Below are 21,446 nucleotides of genomic sequence, written 5' to 3'. Positions count from 1 at the left end.
GCGGCACACTCGGGACACCGAAGCCAAGAGGAACACATCCAATGCAAGTTCAAGTCAACACGACCGGCGTGGCCAACAAGGAATCGCTGGACCGCTGGGCCGAAGACCATCTGCGCGAGACGTTGTCGCGCTTTCGGCAGGACATCACGCGCGTCGAGGTGCACCTGAGCGACGAGAACGCCGAGAAGTCCGGCAATGCCGACAAGCGCTGCACCATGGAAGCCCGCCTCGTGCACCACCAGCCGCTGGCTGTGCACCATGACGGCGGCAACCAGGACGAGGCCTTCCGCGGCGCGGCCGACAAGCTCAAGCGCATCGTGGAAAGCACCATCGAGCGCGCCAAGGACAAGAGCCACCGCGAACGTGACTCCATCCGCAAGGATGGTGTGCTGGACGAGACCGCCGATCCGTCGTGAGCCGGCCCGATCCCACGCGCCACGACATGGCCTGGCGCGGTGGCCTGTGCATCGCCATCGGCCTGCTGGTGCTGCTGGGACCGATGTTCCTGGGCGCCACGCCCTTGCGCGACCTGCTTGCGCAGTCGGCCATCGTAGGATGGTTTGCGCTGGTGCTGGGCCTGGCCTTCACGGGCCAGTATCTCTGGCACCGGCGCAAGGCGCCGCCTGGCCAGCGCTAGCGGCTAGATCGCCGCGGTCTGCAGCGAGGACTGCACCGTCTGGCTGGCCCCGCCCTGGCGCTTGAGGCCCAGGCGCTCGGGGCGCAAATACTGCTCCCGGTAGATGTCGAACGGCATCGTGTCTTCGGCCTCAATGCCCTTTTGCGCTTCGATCGAGGCGGCGGATGCCGCAACGAACCGGGCGTGTGCTTCTTCGGCAAACGGCAGCGCCAGGAACTGCGCGCGCACCTGCTCCGAGCGCTGCAGCACGAAGCGCGTAAAGCTTCCCTCGTGGTCCTTTTGCATGGCAGCCAGCACGCGTGCCGAGGGCAGCGTGTCGGGCGCCATCAGCGATGCGCGTGCAGCCTCCACGGCCTGCTGGTGCAGCCGACCGCCCTGCGCCGCGTCCAGCGCCGCTGCGATCGGCAGGCAGGCATCCACGAGCTCCAGCGCCCACTCGCTCAACGGGCGTTCACGGCCGCCCTGCTCCAGCGTCAAGCCCGGCTCGCGCCCGCGCGCCGCCACGCGGTGCTGGTTGCGCGCCAGCGCGGCGATTTCCTCGGGCGTGTCCGGCGGGCTGTCGCTGAGCAGGCAGTGCAGCAGGAACACATCGAGGAAGCGCATGGTCGAGGCCGCGATGCCCAGCGGCTCGAACGGGTCCAGGTCCATGAGGCGGACCTCGATGTATTCCACGCCACGCTCGCGCAGCGCGTGCAGCGGGCGCTCGCCCGGGAAGATCACGCGCTTGGGGCGGATCGTGCCGTAGAACTCGTTCTCGATCTGCAGCAGGCTGGTGGCGAGCTGGTTGTAGTCGCCGCCGGGGTTCTTGATGCCGACGGCCTGGTAGGGCGGATACGGCCGCGTCAGCGCGTCCTGCAGCGAGGCACCGTAGCCGTCCAGATGGTTGTAGCTCACGGCCAGCGAGGACTGCGCGTCGCTCTGGTAGCCCAGCCGACCCATGCGCAGCGAGGTGCCGTGCGGCATGTACATGGTGTGCTCGTTCAGCGCCTGCAGGCTGTGCTCGCCGCGACCCTGCACGAAGGTCGAACACACAGCCGGCGACGCGCCGAACAGCACCAGCGGCAAGAAGGCGTGGCGCCGGAAGTTGCGGATCAGCCCGAAGTACTCTTCGCTGGAGATGCCCGGCATCGACCAGTTGTAGTGGATGCCCGAGATGGTCTGCATGCGCCGGCCGTAGCGGTGGCCCAGGCCCATGCGGTAGACGCTCTTGGCGCGGCCCACGTTCGACGAACCGTAGCGGCCGATCGGGATGGTCTCGTCGGTCGGCAGGCCGCACGGCATGCTGGACACCCACATCATCTCGTCGCCGAGTTCCTGCAGCACGCGGTAGGTGAACTGGTGCACCTGCGTGAGCTCGTCTAGGCAGCTCTCGACGCCCGCGTGCACGCCGGTGATCAGCTCCAGCTGCGATTCGCTGAAGTCGGTCGTGATGTTGGGATGCGTGAGCGCAGAGCCGAGCGCGGCGGGATGCGGCGTGAGGGCCAGGCCCGCGTCGGGCTTGGCGCGCAGGCTTTCTTTTTCCAGGCCGCGCCGGATGCCGCGCAGCCGCTCAGGATCCAGCGCGCCCAGGCGTTGTGCGAGGGGCGTGCTGGCGTGCAAAGTCGTATCGGCCATGTTGTGTCAAGCCCCGGAATCTGTCAGGGGCCGGACGGTATCACAGGCCGCCCAGCGCTGCAGGGCGCCCGAAAACGCCCCGTTTCGGCTCAGCTTTGCTGGCGCTGCAGCGCGCGGCCAGCCTCCAGCCGGCCCTGCTCGGAGCCGCTTTGCGGCACGGTCTCGCCATCGCGTGCGCGCACCGCGTCCAGTTGCTCGGCCAGGCGCTCGGCGGCCTCGTCGCCGGTGCCGATCCACTGGCCCTGCGTGAGCGTGATGTGCGCGGCCTCGAACGAGCCGGCGCCGGCGCACAGGATGGCCCGCGTGGGCGCTTCCTCGGAGGCCATGACCAGCATGGCGGGCACGACGGCCTTCGGGTCCAGCGCGCGCAGCACCTCCTCGGACATCAGGCCCTCGGTCATGCGGGTGGCCGCCGTGGGCGCCAGGCAGTTCACGCGGATGTCGTTCTTGGCGCCCTCGATGGACAGCGTCTGCATCAGCCCGACCAGGGCCATCTTGGCTGCGCCGTAGTTGGACTGGCCGAAGTTGCCGTACAGGCCCGAGGAGGAGCTCGTCATCACGATGCGGCCGTACTTCTGCTCGTTCATGAGCGGCCACACGGCCTTGCAGCAGTGCACGGCGCCCATCAGGTGCACGTCCAGCACCAGCCGGAAGTCGGCCAGCTCCATCTTGGCGAAGCTCTTGTCGCGCAGGATGCCGGCGTTGTTGACCAGGATGTCGACCCGGCCCCAGGCGTCGACGGCCTGGCGCACCATGGCGGTCACGGCGTCGTAGTCGGTGACCGACGCGCCGTTGGCCAGTGCTTCGCCGCCAGCCGCCACGATCTCGTCGACCACGGCCTGCGCCGCGCTGACCGAGCCGCCCGAGCCGTCGCGCGCGCCGCCCAGGTCGTTCACCAGCACCTTGGCGCCGCGCGCTGCCAATGCCAGCGCATGCTCACGGCCCAGGCCGCCGCCGGCGCCCGTCACGATGGCCACGCGGCCCTTGAAATCCAGTTCCATGCTTGTCCCTCTCTGTTGTGAAAACTGCGCGACAGCGCGGCCGGTCGGGCTCTGTTAGCCTCGTTCGCGCCAGACAAAAGAGCAGAACTCTAACGGAGACGCCATGGAACTGAACCTCACACCCATCGACACGCCACCACGCGCCGCGGCCACCGTCGTGATGCTGCGCGACGTGGGCGCCGGGCCCGAGGTGCTGCTGATGCGCCGCCACGGGCTGTCGGATGTGCTCGGTGGCGCCTTCGTGTTCCCGGGCGGCAAGCTGGACGCCGCCGACGCGGAACTGGACGCCGTCGGCCACCTGGACCAGCCACCCGACGCCTTGCACGCCAGCCTGCACGATCCCGCGCTCGGCACGGCCCAGGCCGCCGGCCTGTACGTGGCGGCCGTGCGCGAGGCGTTCGAGGAATCGGGCGTGCTGCTGGCCGAGCCGCTGGCCGGCGGCGAGCCCGACCTGGCCCAGGCCACCAGCCTGCTCAAAGCCGGCACGCCGTTCAACGCCATCCTCGCGCAGCTGGGCCTGCGCCTGCAGACGCGCCGGCTCGTGCCCTGGTCGCGCTGGATCACGCCGCGCGTGCCCTCGGTCATGAACAAGCGCTTCGATACGCGCTTCTTCGTCGCCGCGGTAGTGCCCGAACAGGTGGCGCAGCACGACGATTTCGAGACCACCGAGAGCGTGTGGCTCACGCCGCGCGCTGCGCTGCAGCGCTACTGGGACGGCGCCATCGAGATGGCACCGCCGCAGATCATGACGCTGGCCCAGCTCTCGCGCCATGCCAGCGTGGACGCCGTACTGGCCGCCGCGCGCACCGGCCGGCCGCCGCTGATCCAGCCCGAAAGCCTGGAGGACGGCGGCACGCGCGTGGTCTGCTATCCGGGCGACGCCTGCCACCCGGTCCAGGAACGCGCCATGCAGGGCCCGACGCGGCTGCGCTGGCAGAACAAGCGCTTCGAGCCGGTGGATGGCTTCGAGGCGCTGTTCCAGTAAGGCACGCACGGAACCGCCCGGCGCGTACCGGCTCTGACAGCGATGCCGACCCCACGCCGTACCGTCGCCGCCGCTTTGGTGGCCTTCCCCGCCCTGTGGCTGGGTGCCCGTGCCCAGCCCGCCAGGCCGCTACACCCCACGCCCGCGCAGACCGAGGGGCCGTTCTATCCCGTGCGGTTGCCGGCCGATGCGGACGCCGACCTGCTGCGCAACGGCGCGCTGCGGTACACGGGCGGCCAGCCGGTCTGGCTGCAGGGCACGGTGCAGGACCTGGCCGGCCAGCCCGTGCGTGGCGCGCAGGTCGAGATCTGGCAATGCGACGAGGACGGCCACTACGACCACCCGGGCGACGGCAGCCGGCAGAACCCGGCCTTCCAGGGCTTCGGCCGCACGGCGGTGGCGGCCGACGGCAGCTGGCGCTTTCGCACCATCAAGCCCGTGCCCTACAGCGGCCGCACGCCGCACATCCACGTCAAGGTGCGGCTGGGCGCCCGGGAGCTGCTGACGACCCAGCTCTACGTGGCCGGCGACCCCGGCAACGCCCGCGACATGCTCTGGCGCCGGCTGGGCAGCGCCGACCGCGAGGCCGTGACGGTGGCCTTCACGCCGGGGGCCGACGGCCTGCAGGCGCGCTTCCCGGTCGTGTTGGCGACCTGAAACCGGCCCCGTAGCGGTAGCATCGGTGCCCCACTTCGGCACTGCCCCATGCTGCAAACGCCCGCCTCGTTCACCCCGCTGCTGACCGCCCGCGAACACGATGTCGTCCAGAGCTTCGTGTTCTGCGGGGACGAACTCGTGGTCGCCGAAGAAGACCTGGCACTACCCGGCGCCTACGCGCTGGCCGCGCTGGGCCTGGGCGCCAGCCAGTTCCTGCCGATCGGCGTGCTGGACGGCGCGTATTGCCGGGTCGCCTGGCTGCCCAAGGACACTGTGGTCCCCGACGGGCTGCGCCCGCGCAAGCTGCGCGCGCTGTTCGGCGCCATGGACGACCGCCTGCTGGCGGTGGCGGGCCGCGGCTTTCAGATCGCCGAATGGGCGCGCACGCACCGCTTCTGCGGTGCCTGCGGCACGCCGACCACGCATGTCGCGGGCGAGCGCTGCATGCGCTGCCCGGCCTGCGGCCACATGGCCTACCCACGCATCTCGCCGGCGATGATGGTGCTGGTGCGGCGCGGGTCCGACATCCTGCTGGCGCGGCACAGCCAGTCGCCGTCGCGCTTCTTCACGGCGCTGGCCGGCTTTCTGGAGGCTGGGGAGTCGATCGAGGATGCGATCCACCGCGAGGTGTTCGAAGAGGTCGGCCTGCAGGTCACCGACCTGCGCTACTTCGCCAGCCAGTCCTGGCCGTTCCCGCATTCGCTGATGCTGGCCTTCACCGCCGAGTACGTGGGCGGCGAGATCCGCGTGGACGAGCACGAGATCGCCGAAGCCCGCTGGTTCGGCCCGGGCGACGACCTGCCACCGACGCCGCCGCGCGGTTTATCGATCGCCGGGCACCTGATCGAAGCCCACCTGCCCGGCCGCTGACACCCGCGGCTGCCACGACAACAACAAGGAGCGTGCGATGGCCAAATCCAAGTCACTGATCTCGCGGGCGCGCCGCGCGGCGCACAAGGGTATGCGGAAGGCGTTCGCTTTCCTGCCCCAGTCCGCGCGCTTCGCAGTGGCGCGCTCCTTCGTCGATGGCGACCCCTCGCCCGACCCGCGTCTCACGCTGAAGATCGCCGACACCCAGGAGGAGCTGGAGGCCTGCTTCCGCCTGCTGCACGACGCCTACGTGGCCGTCGGCTTCATGAAGCCCGACCCATCCGGCATGCGCGCCACCATCTACCACGCGCTGCCGACCACCACCACCCTGTGCGCCAAGTACGACGACCGGGTCGTCGGCACGATCTCGTTGATCCGCCAGAGCCCGTTCGGCTTCCCGCTGCAGGCGGTGTTCGATCTGTCCAGCGTGGAGGCCGAGCCGGGCCAGATCGCCGAGGTCTCCGCGTTAGCGGTGCATCCGGAGTTCCGCAAGACGGGCGGCGCGATCCTGTTTCCGCTCATGAAGTTCATGCACGCCTACTGCACGCGTTACTTCGACACGCGGCACCTGGTGATCGCAGTGAACCCCTACCACATCGAGCTGTACGAGTCGCTGTTGTCGTTCCGCAGGCTGCCGCAGAAGACGGTGGCAGCCTACGACTTCGCCAACGGCGCGCCGGCCGTGGGCGCCACGCTGGACCTGGGCACGGCCGACGCGGTGTTCGCCAAGGTCTACGCTGGCAAGCCGCCACGCAAGAGCCTGCACCACTACTTCTTCAAGATGGAGCTGCCCAACATCCAGATGCCGGCGCGGCGCTACTTCACGACCAACGACCCGGTCATGACGCCGCAGCTGCTGGACTACTTCTTCAACCAGAAGACGCAGGGCTTCACGCAACTCGATGCGCGCAAGAAGGCCATGCTGCACGAGATCTACGACCTGCCGGCCTACCGTGCCGTGCTGCCGACCCCCGACCAGGCGCCCGCGCAGATGGACACGCTGCGCCGGCACCCGCGCTTTTCGCTCAAGTGCAAGGGCAAGCTGGAAATCGAGATCGACGGCCAGCGCCGGCTCATCGATTTGCAGGTGGTGGACGTCTCCAACGAGGGCTTCCAGGCCCATGCGCGCGAGAACCTGCCGCTCAAGGCCAGCGGGCGCGTGGTGGTGCACCTGGGTGCGGACGAGCAATCCGTGCTGCAGACCACCGTCATGCGCGGCAGGCGCTATGACGACTATGGCGCGTACGGTTTCCTGATCAACGAAGCGGATGCGGTGTGGCGCGAATGCGTGCACGCCCTGCAGTCGGGCCACACCCACCACGACCTGGTGCAGCAGGCGGCCGCGGCCTGAATCAGCGCGCGCCGCGCAGCGACAGCAGCCAGGCCAGCGTGGCACAGCAGGCCACCAGCGCCGAGTAGCCGGCGATCGTGCCGTCGTGTCCCAGCATCCACAGCGCGCCCAGAAGCGCCAGGCCGCCCGCCAGGCTGGACAACGCCCATTCCACCCACCAGCGCATGCGGCCGGGGCGGCCCGTGCCCCAGCGGCCGACCAGCGTCGTGCACAGGGCCACGGCCACGGCTGGCGCCAGAAAGCCGGACACATGCAGCAGCAAGGCAACGAAACCCATGGCGGTGGCGATCAAAGGGGATGGACGCGCAGGGCTTGATGAAGATCAAGCAGCGCAGGCGAGCCCCGGATTTTATAATCGCGGTCCATGGCAGTCTGGGCCCTCGGCATCAACCACACCACCGCCCCGCTCGATCTGCGCGGGCGGTTCGCGTTCGCCCTGGACCAGATCGCTCCCACGCTGGCCGGTTTGCGCAGTGCCCTGTCCAGCCCGGTGGCCCGGCAGCCCGAGGCCGCCATCATCTCCACCTGCAACCGCACCGAGATCTACTGTGCGGGCGACCAGCAGGCCGTGGACTACACGGTCGACTGGATGGCCCAGGCTGGCGGCGTGTCCCCGGCCCTGTTGCGCTCGCATGCCTACACGCTGCACGACGGCCTGGCCGCGCGCCACGTGTTCCGCGTGGCCAGCGGGCTCGATTCCATGGTGCTGGGCGAGGCCCAGATCCTGGGCCAGATGAAGGACGCCGTGCGCGTGGCCGACGAGGCCGGCGCGCTGGGCAGCACGCTGAACCAGCTGTTCCAACGCTCGTTCGCCGTCGCCAAGGAAGTGCGCACGGCCACCGAGATCGGCACGCATTCGATCAGCATGGCCGCCGCCGCGGTGCGCCTGGCCTCGCAGCTCTTCGAGGACCTGGGCGAGGTCAAGGTGCTGTTCGTGGGCGCCGGCGAGATGATCGAGCTGGCGGCCACACATTTCGCCGCCCGCAAGCCCAAGGGCATCGCGATTGCCAACCGCACGCTGGAGCGCGGCGAGAAGCTGGCCAGCCGCTTTGGCGGCGAAGTCATGCGGCTGGCCGACCTGCCAGCGCGGCTGCATGAGTTCGACGCCATCGTCAGCTGCACGGCCAGCACGCTGCCCATCATCGGATTGGGCGCCGTGGAGCGTGCGCTCAAGCAGCGCAAGCACCGCCCCATGTTCATGGTCGACCTGGCCGTGCCGCGCGACATCGAGCCCGAGGTCAAGGCGCTGGAAGACGTGTTCCTGTACACCGTGGACGACCTCGCCAGCGTGGTGCAGACGGGCCAGGCCCAGCGCCAGGCGGCCGTGGCCCAGGCCGAGGTCATCATCGACGCGGGCGTGCAGAGCTTTTTGCACTGGATGGGCCAGCGCGACCCGGTGCATGGCGTGGTGCCGCTCATCCGCCAGCTCAACACCCAGGCCGATGCCTGGCGCCAGGCCGAGCTGGTGCGTGCGCGCAAGCTGCTGGCGCGTGGCGAGGACGTGGAGGCGGTGCTGGAGGCGCTGTCCAAAGGTCTCACGCAGAAGATGCTGCACGGCGCCATGGCCGAGCTGCATGCCGGCGACGGTGCCGCACGCGAGCAGGCCGCGCAGACCATCTCGCGCCTGTTCCTGCGCAAAGAGCGTTAGCGGCGCCTGCGCGCTGCCGGCCCGTCCATGGGCCACTCCATCTTTCGCGCCCGGCTGGGGCGCCTGCCTTACCGGATCTCGCCTTGAAGCCCTTTCTTCGCCAACAACTCGAGCGCTACGCGCTGCGCCTCGAAGAACTTGACTTCTTGCTGTCGCGCCAGGACATCATGGCCGACATGAAGCAGTTCATGGCTTTGTCGCGCGAGCATGCCGACGTGGCCCAGGTGGCCGGCCGCTTCGCCCGCCAGCAGCAGCGCGAGGCCGACCTGGCCGCCGCGCAGGAGATGCTGGCCGACCCCGAGATGGCCGAGATGGCGCAGGAGGAGATCGCCGGTGCGCAGGCCGAGCTGCAAAGGCTGGAAGACGAACTGCAGCGCATGCTGCTGCCCAAAGACCCGGACGATGCACGCCCCGCCTTCGTCGAAATCCGCGCCGGCACCGGCGGCGACGAGTCGGCGCTGTTCGCGGGCGACCTGCTGCGCATGTACACGCGCTACGCCGAGCGCCGCGGCTGGAAGACCGAACTCATCAGCGAGTCGCCGAGCGAACTGGGCGGCTACAAGGAAGTGGTGCTGCGCGTGGACGGCGACAACGTCTACGGCAGCCTGCGCTTCGAATCCGGCGGCCACCGCGTGCAACGCGTGCCGGCCACCGAAACCCAGGGCCGCATCCACACCAGCGCCTGCACCATCGCCGTGCTGGCCGAGCCCGACGAGGCGCAGGCGGTGCAGATCAACCCGGCCGACCTGCGCATCGACACCTACCGCGCCAGCGGCGCGGGCGGCCAGCACATCAACAAGACCGATTCGGCCGTGCGCATCACGCACATCCCAACCGGCATCGTGGCCGAGTGCCAGGACGACCGATCCCAGCACCGCAACAAGGCCAAGGCGCTGCAGGTGCTGCAGGCCCGCATCCAGGAGAAGGACCGTGCCGAACGCGCCGCCAAGGACGCGGCCGAGCGCAAGGGCCTGATCGGCAGCGGCGACCGCAGCGACCGCATCCGCACCTACAACTTCCCGCAAGGCCGGCTGACCGACCACCGCATCAACCTCACGCTCTACAAGCTGTCCTTCATCATGGAGGGCGACCTGGACGACGTGGTACAGGCGCTGGCCGCCGCGCGCGCGGCCGAACAGCTGGCCGAACTGGAAGTGGGCGCGGTGTGACCCTGGACCAGGCCCTGCGCGACGCGGCCGCGCGTGGCATCGCACGGCTGGACGCCCAACTGCTGCTGCTGCATGCGCTGGGCCGCGACCCGAACGACCGCGCGTGGCTGCTGGCGCATGACACGGACGCACTGGCCACCGATACCGTTGCCCGCTTCGGCTCGGCCTGCGAGCGCCGGCTGAATGGCGAGCCCGTGGCCTACATCGTGGGCCGCAAGGAATTCTTCGGCCTGGAACTGGCCGTGGACGCCCGCGTGCTGGTGCCCCGCCCTGACACCGAGACCCTGGTCGCCTGGGCGCTGGACCACTTGGCGGCCAACGGCACGGCGCTGGACCTGGGCACCGGTAGCGGCGCCATCGCGCTGGCCCTGCAGCACGCCCGGCCCGGCGCCACGGTCACGGCCGTGGACCGCAGCGCCGACGCGCTGGCCGTTGCCCGGGCGAACGCCGAGCGCCTGGGCCTGCCGGTGCGCTTCACCCAGGGTGACTGGCTGCAAGGCGTGGCGGGCCGCTTCGACCTGATCGTCTCCAACCCGCCCTACATCGCCGCGCACGACCCGCACCTGCCCGGCCTGGTGCACGAGCCCTTGCAGGCCCTGGTCGCGGGCACCGACGGGCTGGACGACCTGCGCACCATCGTGGGCAGTGCGGGCGCCCATCTGCACCCCGGCGGCTGGCTGCTGCTCGAACATGGCTATGACCAGGCCGAGGCCGTGCGCGCCCTGCTCGCGCAACGCGGCTTCGGGAAGGTCGCCAGCCGCAGGGACCTCGCGGGCATCGCGCGCTGCTCCGGCGGGCAATGGCCGATCGCGGGATAATCGCGCCCTGTTTTTGCGACATCGGCCGCATGCCGACAAAGGAATCCCCATGAGCGACACCCAACAACGCATTGCCGACCTGGTCAAGTCCAACGACATCCTGCTGTTCATGAAGGGCAACGCCAGTTTCCCGATGTGCGGCTTCTCGGGCCGCGCCATCCAGGTGCTCAAGGCCTGTGGCGTGGACACCAAGAACATCAAGACCGTGAACGTGCTGGACGACGCCGAGATCCGCCAGGGCATCAAGGAATTCAGCAACTGGCCCACGATCCCCCAGCTTTACGTGAAGGGCGAGTTCGTCGGCGGCTCGGACATCATGATGGAGATGTACGAGTCCGGCGAACTGCAGACGGTGCTGGGCACGACCGCCGAGTGACTGTCGCGCCCGGCTGACAGCGGCCTGGCACGGCTTGTGCTGAAATGATTCCGTCCCTCTCACAAGGAGTTTCGATGGAATCGCGCATGACCTCCCAGACGCCTGCCTCGTTTCATCTGCCGGTCGCCAGCATGCGCAGCGTCTTCACGCCCCATGACGTGGAGCGCAAGCTGGCCAAGCTGCCGGCCAAGGACCAGGAACACCTGCGCAGCACCTACGAGCGCATGCTGGAACGCGGCCCCGAGCGCTTCCAGGTCAAGCCCTCCGGCATCCCCGAGATGGCCGCGCTCTACCAGACCCTGCCCAACTTCACCGAAGCGCTGGACGACGTGCGCCGCCACGTGGCGCTGTCCCAGCACAGCGCAGACGGGCTGGAGGTCACGCCCATGCTGCTACTGGGCCCGCCCGGCATCGGCAAGACGCACTTCGCCAGGAAGCTCGCCGAGCTGCTGGGCACCGGCATGAACCTCTTGCCCATGAGCTCGATGACGGCTGGCTGGCTGCTGTCGGGCGCGTCCTCGCAATGGAAGGGCGCCAAGCCCGGCAAGGTGTTCGAAGCGTTGGTCGACGGCCAGTACGCCAACCCGGTGCTTGTGGTGGACGAGATCGACAAGGCCGGCACCGACACCCAGTACGACCCGCTGGGCGCGCTCTACACCCTGCTCGAACACGACACCGCGCAGAACTTCGTCGACGAATTCGCCGAGGTTGCCATTGACGCCAGCCAGGTGATCTGGATCACGACCGCCAACGACGAGCGCGCGATCCCCGAGCCCATCCTGAACCGCATGAACGTGTTCAACATCCCGGCGCCCACGCCGGACCAGGCGCGACAGATCGCCGGGCAGCTCTACACGTCCATCCGCGGCGAGCACGGTTGGGGCGCGCGCTTCGATCCGGAGCCGCAGGCCGATGTGCTGGATGTGTTGGCCGAGCAAGCACCGCGCGAGATGCGCCGCGCGCTGATGACCGGTTTCGGGAATGCCCGGCTGGACGGCCGCGACGCGATCCGCGTCGACGACCTGCCGCGTCCGCCACACGGCAAGAACCGCATGGGGTTCGTCCACTGAGCCTCTCGACCAGTCTGCTGCTCGTGTTCGCGCTGATCGTGTCCAGCGCGTTCTTTTCCATTGCCGAGATCTCGCTGGCCGCTTCGCGCCGGCTGCGCCTGCGCCAGATGGCCGACGAGGGTGATGCGCGCGCGGCGCTGGTCATGAAGATCCAGGAGCAGCCCGGCCACTATTTCACCGTGGTGCAGATCGGCCAGAACGCGGTCGCGATCCTGGGCGGCATCGTCGGCGAAGGCGCGATGAGCCCGCTGTTCGCCGATCTGTGGCGCTGGTGGGATCTGGACGAGCCGCAGGCCCGCACGGCCGGCTTCCTGCTGTCCTTCCTCGTCACGACCTCGCTGTTCATCCTGTTCGCCGACCTGTTCCCCAAGCGCCTGGGCATGACGCAGCCCGAGGCGCTGGCCGTGCGCGTGGTCAAGCCCATGCAGGCCTGCATGTCGCTGTTCAAGCCTCTGGTGTGGGTCTACAGCCGCACGGCCGATGGGCTGTTCAAGCTGTTCGACCTGCCGACCCAGCGCGACGACCGCATCACGTCCGAGGACATCCTGGCCATGGCCGAGGCCGGCGCGCGCTCGGGGGCGCTGGCCGCGCGCGAGCAGCAGGTGATCGCCAACGTCTTCGAGCTGGACACACGCACCGTCTCCAGCGCCATGACGCACCGCGACCGTATCGCCTACTTCCGCCGCGACGAGCCGGACGAAGTGATCCGCCTGCGCATCGCGGCCGAACCGTTCTCGACATACCCGGTCTGCGAGATCGACATCGACCATGTCGTGGGCTATGTGGACGCCAAGGATCTGTTCCAGCGCGTGCTGAACAACCAGTCGATCTCGCTGCGCGACGACGCGCTGGTGCGCAAGGTGCTGGTGGTGCCCGACCGGCTGACGCTGGCCGAGGTGCTGGACCAGTTCCGGCTCGTGCACGAGGACTTCGCGGTCATCGTGAACGAGTACAGCATGGTGGTCGGCGTCGTGACGCTCAACGACGTCATGAGCACGGTCATGGGCGAGCTCGTGGCCTACCCGCTGGACGAGGAGCAGATCGTCAAGCGGGACGAGAACTCGTGGCTGATCGACGGCGCCACCCCTGTGCAGGACGTGCAGCGCGCGCTGCTGCTGGACGAGCTGCCGCACCCCGAGGAATACGAGACGCTGGCCGGCTTCATGATGGTGATGCTGCGACGCGTGCCCAAACGCACGGACACGGTCAGCTGGGGCGGCTTTCGCTTCGAGGTGCTGGACGTGGACAGCTACCGGATCGACCAGGTGATGGTGTCGCGCATCTCTGCCGACCCGCCACCCGCAGCTACACCTGCGCGCTGACGTCCCAGCGCGCGCGGGCCGCGAGCACCGCGTTGGGGTAAGGCGCCTGGCCGCGCGAACCGTTGTAGCGGCCCAGGCCCAGGAACAGGTCACCGCGCTCGCGGTCCAGGTAGTGCCGCAGGATCACGCAGCCGAAGCGCAGGTTGGTCTGCATGTGGAACAGCTTGTCGGCGTCGCCATCGCCCAGCACACGCGTCCAGAACGGCATCACCTGGGTGTAGCCGCGGGCGCCCGCGCTGCTGATCGCGAACTTGCGGAAGTTGCTCTCGACCTCGACCAGACCCAGCACCAGCGCCGTATCCAGGCCGGCGCGCCGGCTCTCGTACCAGACGGTCTCCAGGAACTCCTTGCGCACGTTCCATTCGGGCTTGCGACGCTGCAGCCGTTGGCTGCTGGCAGCCAGCCAGCGCAGGTAGGTCAGGCGCGACTCCGTGTCGGGAAACTCGGGGACAGGCGGCGCCTGGTTGCGGACCGCCGAGCTCAGCGCGCTGCGGACCGAGTCGATCAGCGGCTCTTCGAGTTGCCCGCCTGCATGTGCCCGGCCTCCCTGGCCCAACAACCCCGCGCCGGCGACCACCTTGGCGATGGCGGCGCGGCGGGAGACAAGGGCCGTGACGGTCGTGGGCTTCAAGCAGCGCCTGGGGCGGGCGAAGAGAGGCGCGATTTTACGAATGCCGCGATCTCCGCGGAAGCCACGCGCGTTGCAGCCGCGTCACGCCGATGCTGGTATTCGACCTGGCCGTCCTTCAAGGCCTTGTCGCCGATCACGACGCGGTGTGGAACGCCGATCAGTTCCCAGTCGGCCAGCATGGCACCCGGGCGCTCGCCACGATCGTCCAGGATCACATCGATGCCGGCGGCCAGCAGGTCGGCATACAGCGATTCGGCTGCAGCCTTCACGTCGGGGCTGCGGTCCGGCCCGATCGGGCAAACGGCCACCGTGAACGGCGCCAGCGCGTCGGGCCAGATGATGCCGCGCGCGTCGTGGTTCTGCTCGATGGCCGCGGCCGGCAGGCGCGTGATGCCGATGCCGTAACAGCCCATTTCCAGGAACTGCGGCTTGCCCGCCATGTCCAGAAAGGTCGCGCCCATGGCTTTGGAGTATTTGGTCCCCAGGTAAAACACATGACCGACCTCGATGCCGCGCTCGATGGCCAGCAGGCCCTTGCCGTCCGGCGACGCATCGCCTGCGACCACGTTGCGCAGGTCGGCCACGAGGTCGGGCTCGGGCAGATCGCGGCCCCAGTTCACGCCGGTCATGTGGAAGTCTGGTGCGTTCGCACCGCAGATCCAGTCGTGCATGACGGCCACTTCGCGGTCGACGACGACGGTGACGGGGGCGCGCAACCCGATCGGGCCCAGGTAGCCCGGCTGGCAGCCGAAGGCCGATTCGATCTCGGGCACGGTGGCGAAGCGAAACCCCGCCGCCATACCCGGCAGCTTGCCGACCTTGACTTCGTTCATGTCGTGGTCGCCGCGCAGCAGCACTAGCCAGATTTGCGTGTGCACAGGGCCGTCGCCCTCGGCCGACTCGGTGGCCAGCACCAGCGACTTGACCGTGGTCTGCAGCGGCACGTTGAGGAACTGCGCGACATCGGCGCAAGTGCTCTTGCCCGGCGTCGGCGTTTTGGCCATGGCCTGCGAAGCGGCGGGGCGCGGCTGCGTCGGTGCCAGCGCCTCGGCCTTTTCCATGTTGGCTGCGTAGTCGCTGTCCGGGCAATAGACGATGGCGTCTTCACCGGTCGCGGCGATGACCTGGAACTCTTCGCTCAGGTCGCCGCCGATCGCGCCGCTATCTGCCGCCACGGCACGGTAGCGCAGGCCGAAGCGGTCGAAGATGGCGCGGTAGGCCCGGGCCATGACCTGGTAGCTCTGCTTGGCCGAGTCCGGGTCGCGGTCGAAGCTGTATGCATCCTTCATGGTGAACTCGCGGCCGCGCATGAGGCCGAAGCGCGGGCGCCGCTCGTCACGGAACTTGGTCTGGATCTGGTAGAAGTTCTTGGGCAGCTGCTTGTAGCTGCGCAGCTCCTGCCGCACGATGTCGGTCACCACCTCTTCGCTGGTCGGCTGGATCACAAAGTCGCGCTGGTGGCGGTCCTTGATGCGCAGCAGCTCCGGGCCCATCTTGTCGAAGCGGCCCGTCTCCTGCCACAGCTCGGCCGGCTGCACGACCGGCATCGTCATCTCGATCGCTCCAGCCCGGTTCATCTCCTCGCGCACGATGGCCTCGACCTTGCGGATCACGCGCAGCCCCATGGGCATGTAGCTGTAGATGCCGGCGCCGAGCTTCTTGATCATGCCGGCGCGGGTCATCAGCTGGTGGCTGACGACCTCGGCATCGGCGGGCGCTTCCTTGAGCGTGGAAATCAGGAACTGGGACGCTTTCATGGGCGGCTTCTGGCGGGTGGGAGGTGAAGAGCTGAAACCGGGGGCGGGCTGTCGCCGCTTGATACACAGACTCTGCTGTGCATAATGGTTTCAGTTTAAGAAATTGGGGTTCGATTATGCTTGACCGGGAAGGCTTCAGGCCCAACGTCGGCATCATCCTGCTCAACCAGAAGAACCAGGTTTTCTGGGGCAAACGCATCCGCACACATTCGTGGCAGTTTCCGCAAGGCGGCATTGATCGGGGCGAATCCCCCGAACAGGCCATGTTCCGGGAATTGCACGAAGAAGTCGGCCTCCGTCCGGAGCATGTGCGCGTGGTGGCCCGGACCCGTGACTGGTTGCGCTATGAGGTGCCGGACCGCTTCATCCGACGTGATGCACGCGGTCACTACAAGGGACAAAAGCAGATCTGGTATCTGCTGCAATTGGTCGGCCACGACTGGGACTTGAACCTGCGCGCCACCAACCACCCCGAGTTCGACGCCTGGCGCTGGAACGACTACTGGGTCCCGCTGGACGTGGTGGTCGAGTTCAAACGCGGCGTCTACGAAATGGCGCTGACCGAGCTGGCGCGGTTTCTGCCGCGCCACGACCATCGCAACCGCTACCTGCGCAGCAGCATGCGCACACGCGATGGCGACCAACCCGACGAGCCGCACGACGTCATGGGCCACAAATTCGAGTTGCCGCCCGGTGGCAGTTTCGAGCCCGACCCCCAGGCCAGCGAGCGACTCAAGGCTTCCCAGGAAAACCATGCATCTTCGTAGCGGCCGCATCGCGGCCTGGCTCGCGGTGGGCGCGCTGTCTGCGTCCATGGCGTTGGCGCAAACCATCCTTCCCGATCAGCCCGACTGGGCCGAAGCCGACGTGCCGCCGCCGCCGACCTTCCAGACCGACAAGCTGATCTCGGTGGATGTCGACAAGCGCGGCAGCCTGCAGTACGGCGTGGACCCGGCCACGATGAGCATCGGCAAGGATGGCGTCGTGCGCTATGTGATCGTCGCGCGCAGCCCGAGTGGCGCGATGACCGCCATGTACGAAGGACTGCGCTGTGGGACGGGCGAGCACAAGGTCTACGCCCGCTACAACGACGCGCGCTGGGCGCCGGTTGCCTCGCCGCAATGGCAGTCTCTGTTCGACTCCACGCGTGTGCGCTATCCACTGGCGCTGGCGCGCCAGGGCGGGTGCGACAGCAAGGCGCCTCCGACCTCGGTCAGCGACATGGTGCGCAAGCTGAAAAATCCTGCACCCATCGTCTACCCCGGCTGAAGCGGAAAGCCGCTCAGCGGCTCAGCACCAGGTTGTCCCGGTGCACCATCTCCGGCTCGGCCAGGTAGCCGAGGAGGTTCTCGAATTCACTGGAAGGCCTGCGGCACAAGAGCCGCGCTTCCGCGCTCGCATAGTTCGCCAGGCCCCTCCCCAGCGTGACGCCCTGCGCGTCGCGGATCGCAATCACGTCGCCGCGTGAGAAGTCACCCTCCACGGCCGTCATACCGATCGGCAGCAGGCTCTTGCCTTCCGCGCGCAGCTTGAGCGCAGCACCATCGTCCACCGTCACGGCCCCACGCAGCTGCAGATGGTCGGCCATCCATTGCTTGCGCGCCTGCGTCTTCTGGGTTTGCGCCACCAGCAACGTACCGATGGCCTCGCCACGCGCCAGGCGCAGCAACACGTCGGGCTCGCGGCCCCAGGCGATGACGGTGGACGCGCCAGAACCGGCTGCCCGCTTGGCTGCCAGGATCTTGGTGATCATGCCGCCCCGCCCGATGCTGGAGCCGGCACCGCCCGCCATGGCCTCCAGGGCGGCATCGCCGGCCTTGGCCTCCTGCACGAACACGGCCGCCGGGTCGCGCCGCGGGTCCGCCGAATACAGGCCACGCTGGTCGGTCAGGATGACCAGGGCATCGGCTTCGACCAGATTGGCCACGAGCGCGCCGAGGGTGTCGTTGTCACCGAACTTGATCTCGTCGTTGACGACCGTGTCGTTCTCGTTGATCACAGGGATCACGCCATGCTGCAGCAGCGTCAACAAGGTCGCACGAGCGTTCAGATAGCGCTCGCGGTCCGCCAGGTCGCCATGGGTCAACAACACCTGCGCGCTGCGCATGCCGTTCTCGCGCAGCTTGGTCTCGTACATCTGGGCCAGGCCCATCTGGCCAACTGCAGCGGCGGCCTGCAACTCGCGGATCTCGCGTGGCCGCGTACTCCAGCCCAAGCGCTTCATGCCCTCGGCGATGGCACCGCTGGACACCATGATGAGTTCGCGTGCCCGACCGCCCTCGCCGCCGACCAGGCTGGCCAGTTGCCGGCTCCATTCGCCGATGGCCGTCTCGTCCAGGCCACGGCCTTCGTTGGTCACCAGGCTGGAGCCGACCTTGACGACGATGCGCCGCGCGTCGCGCAGCAAGGTCGATGAAGCGGAAGTTGTCATGGATGCAACCAGCTCCGGTGCACCCGGAGCGATGAAGTCAACGGATCACACGCCGGGGCCGTCGGCAAAACGCGGGTCGATCGCCAACGGCGTGTGCTCGGCAGCCTGCTCAGAGTGGATGTGTTGGTACACCGCTTTGATCAAGGGCTCGCAGCCCTCGCGGTTCAGAGCGGAGATCTGGAACACCGGGCCCTTGAAGCGCAGGCGGCGTACGAAATCCTTGACCAGGGCTGCGCGCTCGTCCACCGGCACCATGTCCAGCTTGTTGAGCACGAGCCAGCGTGGCTTCTTGTAGAGCGATTCGTCGTACTTCCTGAGTTCGTTGGCGATGGCGCGCGCCTGCACGACAGGGTCGACCCCTTCGTCGAACGGGGCGATGTCGACCACATGCAGCAACAGCCGCGTACGCTGCAGATGCCGCAGGAACAGATGGCCCAGGCCCGCGCCTTCGGAAGCACCCTCTATCAGGCCGGGAAGATCGGCGATCACGAAGCTCTGCTCCGGCCCCACGCGCACCACACCCAGGTTGGGATGCAGCGTCGTAAACGGGTAGTCCGCGATGCGCGGACGGGCGTTCGAGACCGCGCTGATCAGCGTCGACTTGCCCGCGTTGGGCATGCCCAGCAGGCCGACGTCGGCCAACACCTTGAGCTCGAGCTTCAGCTGCTTCTTCTCGCCAGGCCAACCCGGCGTCTTCTGGCGTGGCGCGCGGTTGATGGCGCTCTTGAAACGCATGTTGCCGAATCCGCCATCGCCGCCCTTGGCGATCGTGATCACTTCACCAGGCACGAGCAACTCGAACAGTTGCTCGCCGGTCTCGGCGTCGGTGATGATGGTGCCCACCGGCATGCGCAGCGTGATGTCGTCGCCGGCAGCGCCGAACATGTCCGAACCCATGCCATGCTCGCCGCGCTTGGCCTCGTGCCGGCGCGAGAAACGGTAATCCACCAGCGTATTCAGATTGGGATCCGCGACGGCGAATACATGGCCGCCGCGCCCCCCGTCGCCGCCGTTCGGGCCCCCGAATTCCTTGTATTTCTCGTGGCGGAACGAGACGCAGCCGGCCCCACCGTCGCCAGAGGCAACGTCAATAAAGGCTTCGTCAACGAACTTCATGGTCCACCCAGTCTACAAACATACGACCCCAGCAACGAAGAAGCCCCGACGAGCGGGGCTTCGAACGACGGGACGCCCGAGGAAATCAGGCAGCCGGCGTGACGACCACCACTTGGCGGTTCAGTGCACCCTTCACGGCGAAGGACACATGGCCGTCCACCAGGGCGAACAGTGTGTGGTCCTTGCCGACACCTACATTGGTGCCGGGGTGGAAGCGCGTGCCGCGCTGACGCACGATGATCGAGCCTGCGCTGATCAGTTCGCCGCCAAAGGCCTTGACGCCGAGCATCTTGGGCTTGGAATCGCGACCGTTGCGTGTAGAGCCGCCGCCTTTTTTCTGTGCCATGACCTGTACCTCTTATCCGGCGATTGCACCGATCTGCAGTTCGGTGAACTGTTGACGGTGACCTTGACGTTTCTGATAGTGCTTACGACGGCGCATCTTGAAGATGTGGACCTTGTCGTGCTTGCCATGCGCCACGACGGTTGCCGTGACGGTTGCGCCGGATACCAAGGGGGTGCCGACCTTGATCTCGCTGCCGTTGCCGACTGCGAGAACCTGATCAATCACGATCTCTTGGCCTACATCCGCAGCAATCTGTTCTACTTTAATTTTTTCGCCGGAAGCAACGCGATACTGCTTGCCGCCGGTTTTTATGACCGCGTACATGTTGGACCTCTATAGGAGTGAGTCTTCGCCGGACGAATTTCCGCGAAGCCCGCGAGTATAGCACGCGGCATTTGCCCACAAGCCGACTCAAATCCGCCCGAACTTGTGGCGTTGGGTGCGTTCCTATAATTGCCCAACTACCCCGGGTTACAACTTGTCAGTCAACTCCTCCAGCACCGCAGCAGCGGTTGCCCTCATCGCCGATGACATGCGCGAGGTCGATCGACTGATCGCCCAGCGTCTCGCCTCCGGTGTCCCATTGGTGGGCGAAGTCGCACAGTACATCATCTCGGCCGGCGGCAAGCGGCTGCGGCCCGGCATCCTGCTGCTGATGTGCGGCGCACTGGGCTACGACGCTCCGCAGCGCTTCAACATGGCGGCCGTGGTCGAGTTCATCCACACCGCCACCTTGTTGCACGACGACGTGGTGGACGACTCCACGCTGCGCCGCGGGCGCGCCACGGCCAACGAGGTGTTCGGCAATCCCGCCAGCGTGCTGGTCGGCGACTTCCTCTATTCGCGGGCTTTCCAGATGATGGTCGAGTCCGGGAACATGCGCATCATGCAGACGCTGGCCGATGCGACCAACGTGATCGCCGAAGGCGAGGTGATGCAGCTGGTCAACATGCACGACGCCTCGCTCGACGAGGCGGGCTACCTGCGCGTCATCCGCTCCAAGACGGCCAAGCTGTTCGAAGCCAGCACGCGGCTGGCCGCGATCCTTGCAGGTTGCCCACCCGCCCTGGAACAGGCCTGCGCCGAATACGGCCAGGCGCTGGGCACGGCCTTCCAGGTGATCGACGACGTGCTGGACTACGACGGCACGCCCACCGAGATGGGCAAGAACCTGGGCGACGATCTGCGCGAAGGCAAGTCCACGCTGCCCCTGATCGCAGCCATGCGCCTGGGCACGCCAGCGCAGCGCGACACCATCCGGCAGGCCATCGAGAACGGCGCCATCGACAACATCGACGAGATCCTGGCCATCGTGCGCGAGACTGGCGCGCTGGACGTGACGCGGCAAGCGGCGGCCGCCGAAGCGCATCGCGCTGTTGCTGCAACGGAGCATCTGCCGCGCAATTCGCACACCGAGGCTTTGCTACAATTAGCGGCTCAGCTGTTGCAGCGCAGGTCCTGAAACACGGATTTGGAGCGTTGCTCACGGGGTGTAGCTTAGTCTGGTAAAGCGCTACGTTCGGGACGTAGAGACCGGAGGTTCGAATCCTCTCACCCCGACCAGTCCCAGGTCGGGATTCCCCCTCACTCGATTTCCTTTGCGGCATGCGCACGCCTGCGCGCTGCGCCTGATCATGCAAAAGCCCC

The 21,446-nt window shown here is 67.8% G+C and carries 24 protein-coding genes and 1 tRNA gene; 16 read left to right on the top strand and 9 right to left on the bottom strand.

The window, feature by feature from the left end; genetic code table 11:
* Positions 1–41 precede the first annotated feature (41 nt).
* Complete coding sequence (locus tag ASF43_RS13370) at positions 42–416, top strand: HPF/RaiA family ribosome-associated protein (protein WP_056181668.1); 375 nt, start codon at positions 42–44, stop codon at positions 414–416.
* Entirely contained in the window at positions 413–637 is a 225-nt protein-coding gene (locus ASF43_RS13365; protein ID WP_056181665.1) for a hypothetical protein, read from the top strand. Before ASF43_RS13370 ends, ASF43_RS13365 begins: the two co-directional genes overlap by 4 nt.
* 3 nt (positions 638–640) lie before the next feature.
* Here ASF43_RS13365 and gshA read toward each other — a convergent pair whose 3' ends face one another.
* The gene (gene gshA / locus ASF43_RS13360) at positions 641–2,251 is read right to left on the bottom strand and encodes a glutamate--cysteine ligase (RefSeq protein WP_056181662.1); all 1,611 of its coding nucleotides are present in this window, start codon (positions 2,249–2,251) and stop codon (positions 641–643) included.
* An 89-nt stretch (positions 2,252–2,340) separates the two neighbouring features.
* A complete protein-coding gene (locus ASF43_RS13355) occupies positions 2,341–3,252 on the bottom strand; it encodes an SDR family NAD(P)-dependent oxidoreductase (protein ID WP_056181660.1) in 912 nt (303 codons plus the stop codon).
* Positions 3,253–3,355: 103 nt separating this feature from the next.
* On the opposite strand from ASF43_RS13355, the gene ASF43_RS13350 reads away from it, so the two are divergent.
* From ASF43_RS13350 to ASF43_RS13335, 4 genes are read left to right on the top strand one after another with little or no spacing between them, the layout of a single operon-like run.
* A complete protein-coding gene (locus tag ASF43_RS13350; RefSeq protein WP_056181657.1) occupies positions 3,356–4,237 on the top strand; it encodes an NUDIX hydrolase in 882 nt (293 codons plus the stop codon).
* A gap of 42 nt (positions 4,238–4,279) precedes the next feature.
* Positions 4,280–4,894, top strand: a complete 615-nt coding sequence (locus ASF43_RS13345) for a protocatechuate 3,4-dioxygenase (protein ID WP_056181654.1) — start codon at positions 4,280–4,282, stop codon at positions 4,892–4,894.
* Between the two features lie 48 nt (positions 4,895–4,942).
* On the top strand, positions 4,943–5,764 hold the full coding sequence (gene nudC / locus ASF43_RS13340) for an NAD(+) diphosphatase (protein WP_056181651.1): 822 nt from the start codon (positions 4,943–4,945) through the stop codon (positions 5,762–5,764).
* Positions 5,765–5,801: 37 nt separating this feature from the next.
* Positions 5,802–7,115, top strand: coding sequence for a GNAT family N-acetyltransferase (locus ASF43_RS13335; RefSeq protein ID WP_056181648.1), 1,314 nt, complete (start codon positions 5,802–5,804; stop codon positions 7,113–7,115).
* A 1-nt stretch (position 7,116) separates the two neighbouring features.
* Here ASF43_RS13335 and ASF43_RS13330 read toward each other — a convergent pair whose 3' ends face one another.
* Positions 7,117–7,392, bottom strand: a complete 276-nt coding sequence (locus ASF43_RS13330; RefSeq protein WP_156373303.1) for a hypothetical protein — start codon at positions 7,390–7,392, stop codon at positions 7,117–7,119.
* Positions 7,393–7,479: 87 nt separating this feature from the next.
* Between ASF43_RS13330 and hemA the strand changes: the two genes are divergently transcribed.
* The 6 genes from hemA (at position 7,480) to ASF43_RS13300 (ending at position 13,518) form a co-directional block, all read left to right on the top strand.
* Positions 7,480–8,763: a glutamyl-tRNA reductase gene (hemA, locus tag ASF43_RS13325; RefSeq protein WP_056181642.1), complete on the top strand. Its 1,284-nt coding sequence runs from the start codon at positions 7,480–7,482 to the stop codon at positions 8,761–8,763.
* An 83-nt stretch (positions 8,764–8,846) separates the two neighbouring features.
* Positions 8,847–9,932 carry a peptide chain release factor 1 gene (gene prfA / locus ASF43_RS13320; protein WP_056181639.1) on the top strand — a complete coding sequence of 362 codons (1,086 nt, stop codon included), beginning with the start codon at positions 8,847–8,849 and terminating at the stop codon, positions 9,930–9,932.
* A complete protein-coding gene (gene prmC, locus ASF43_RS13315; RefSeq protein WP_056181636.1) occupies positions 9,929–10,750 on the top strand; it encodes a peptide chain release factor N(5)-glutamine methyltransferase in 822 nt (273 codons plus the stop codon). The genes prfA and prmC overlap by 4 nt, the downstream gene beginning before the upstream one ends.
* 49 nt (positions 10,751–10,799) lie before the next feature.
* Positions 10,800–11,126 carry a Grx4 family monothiol glutaredoxin gene (gene grxD, locus ASF43_RS13310; RefSeq protein WP_056181633.1) on the top strand — a complete coding sequence of 109 codons (327 nt, stop codon included), beginning with the start codon at positions 10,800–10,802 and terminating at the stop codon, positions 11,124–11,126.
* Positions 11,127–11,200: 74 nt separating this feature from the next.
* Positions 11,201–12,196 carry an AAA family ATPase gene (locus ASF43_RS13305; RefSeq protein WP_056181631.1) on the top strand — a complete coding sequence of 332 codons (996 nt, stop codon included), beginning with the start codon at positions 11,201–11,203 and terminating at the stop codon, positions 12,194–12,196.
* On the top strand, positions 12,193–13,518 hold the full coding sequence (locus tag ASF43_RS13300; protein WP_056183379.1) for a hemolysin family protein: 1,326 nt from the start codon (positions 12,193–12,195) through the stop codon (positions 13,516–13,518). Before ASF43_RS13305 ends, ASF43_RS13300 begins: the two co-directional genes overlap by 4 nt.
* Here the strand turns inward: ASF43_RS13300 and ASF43_RS13295 are convergent.
* Both ASF43_RS13295 and ASF43_RS13290 read right to left on the bottom strand, forming a co-directional pair.
* A complete protein-coding gene (locus tag ASF43_RS13295; protein WP_056181628.1) occupies positions 13,502–14,149 on the bottom strand; it encodes a lytic transglycosylase domain-containing protein in 648 nt (215 codons plus the stop codon). The two genes, ASF43_RS13300 and ASF43_RS13295, sit on opposite strands and share 17 nt — an antisense overlap.
* Positions 14,146–15,906 (bottom strand): proline--tRNA ligase, encoded by a 1,761-nt coding sequence (locus ASF43_RS13290; protein WP_056181624.1) that lies wholly within the window; start codon positions 15,904–15,906, stop codon positions 14,146–14,148. The genes ASF43_RS13295 and ASF43_RS13290 overlap by 4 nt, the downstream gene beginning before the upstream one ends.
* Positions 15,907–16,022: 116 nt before the next feature.
* Between ASF43_RS13290 and ASF43_RS13285 the strand changes: the two genes are divergently transcribed.
* A complete protein-coding gene (locus ASF43_RS13285; RefSeq protein WP_056181621.1) occupies positions 16,023–16,673 on the top strand; it encodes an RNA pyrophosphohydrolase in 651 nt (216 codons plus the stop codon).
* Positions 16,660–17,175: a CNP1-like family protein gene (locus tag ASF43_RS13280; RefSeq protein ID WP_082497830.1), complete on the top strand. Its 516-nt coding sequence runs from the start codon at positions 16,660–16,662 to the stop codon at positions 17,173–17,175. Before ASF43_RS13285 ends, ASF43_RS13280 begins: the two co-directional genes overlap by 14 nt.
* Positions 17,176–17,188: 13 nt before the next feature.
* Here the strand turns inward: ASF43_RS13280 and proB are convergent, their stop codons facing one another.
* The 4 genes from proB to rplU all read right to left on the bottom strand — a co-directional run bounded on the left by proB (position 17,189) and on the right by rplU (position 20,123).
* Entirely contained in the window at positions 17,189–18,337 is a 1,149-nt protein-coding gene (gene proB / locus ASF43_RS13275; protein WP_056181616.1) for a glutamate 5-kinase, read from the bottom strand.
* A 45-nt stretch (positions 18,338–18,382) separates the two neighbouring features.
* Positions 18,383–19,453, bottom strand: coding sequence for an Obg family GTPase CgtA (gene cgtA, locus ASF43_RS13270; protein ID WP_056181614.1), 1,071 nt, complete (start codon positions 19,451–19,453; stop codon positions 18,383–18,385).
* Positions 19,454–19,538: 85 nt separating this feature from the next.
* Entirely contained in the window at positions 19,539–19,799 is a 261-nt protein-coding gene (gene rpmA / locus ASF43_RS13265; protein ID WP_056181612.1) for a 50S ribosomal protein L27, read from the bottom strand.
* A gap of 12 nt (positions 19,800–19,811) precedes the next feature.
* Positions 19,812–20,123, bottom strand: coding sequence for a 50S ribosomal protein L21 (rplU, locus tag ASF43_RS13260; protein WP_056181609.1), 312 nt, complete (start codon positions 20,121–20,123; stop codon positions 19,812–19,814).
* Between the two features lie 154 nt (positions 20,124–20,277).
* Between rplU and ASF43_RS13255 the strand changes: the two genes are divergently transcribed.
* Together ASF43_RS13255 and ASF43_RS13250 are read left to right on the top strand one after the other, a co-directional pair.
* A complete protein-coding gene (locus ASF43_RS13255) occupies positions 20,278–21,261 on the top strand; it encodes a polyprenyl synthetase family protein (protein WP_056181606.1) in 984 nt (327 codons plus the stop codon).
* A gap of 24 nt (positions 21,262–21,285) precedes the next feature.
* Positions 21,286–21,362: transfer RNA gene (locus tag ASF43_RS13250), tRNA-Pro, on the top strand.
* Positions 21,363–21,446 lie beyond the last annotated feature (84 nt).

This window comes from Pseudorhodoferax sp. Leaf267 (assembly GCF_001422405.1).
GTDB lineage: Bacteria > Pseudomonadota > Gammaproteobacteria > Burkholderiales > Burkholderiaceae_C > Pseudorhodoferax.
This window is presented reverse-complemented; position numbering and strand designations above follow the sequence as displayed.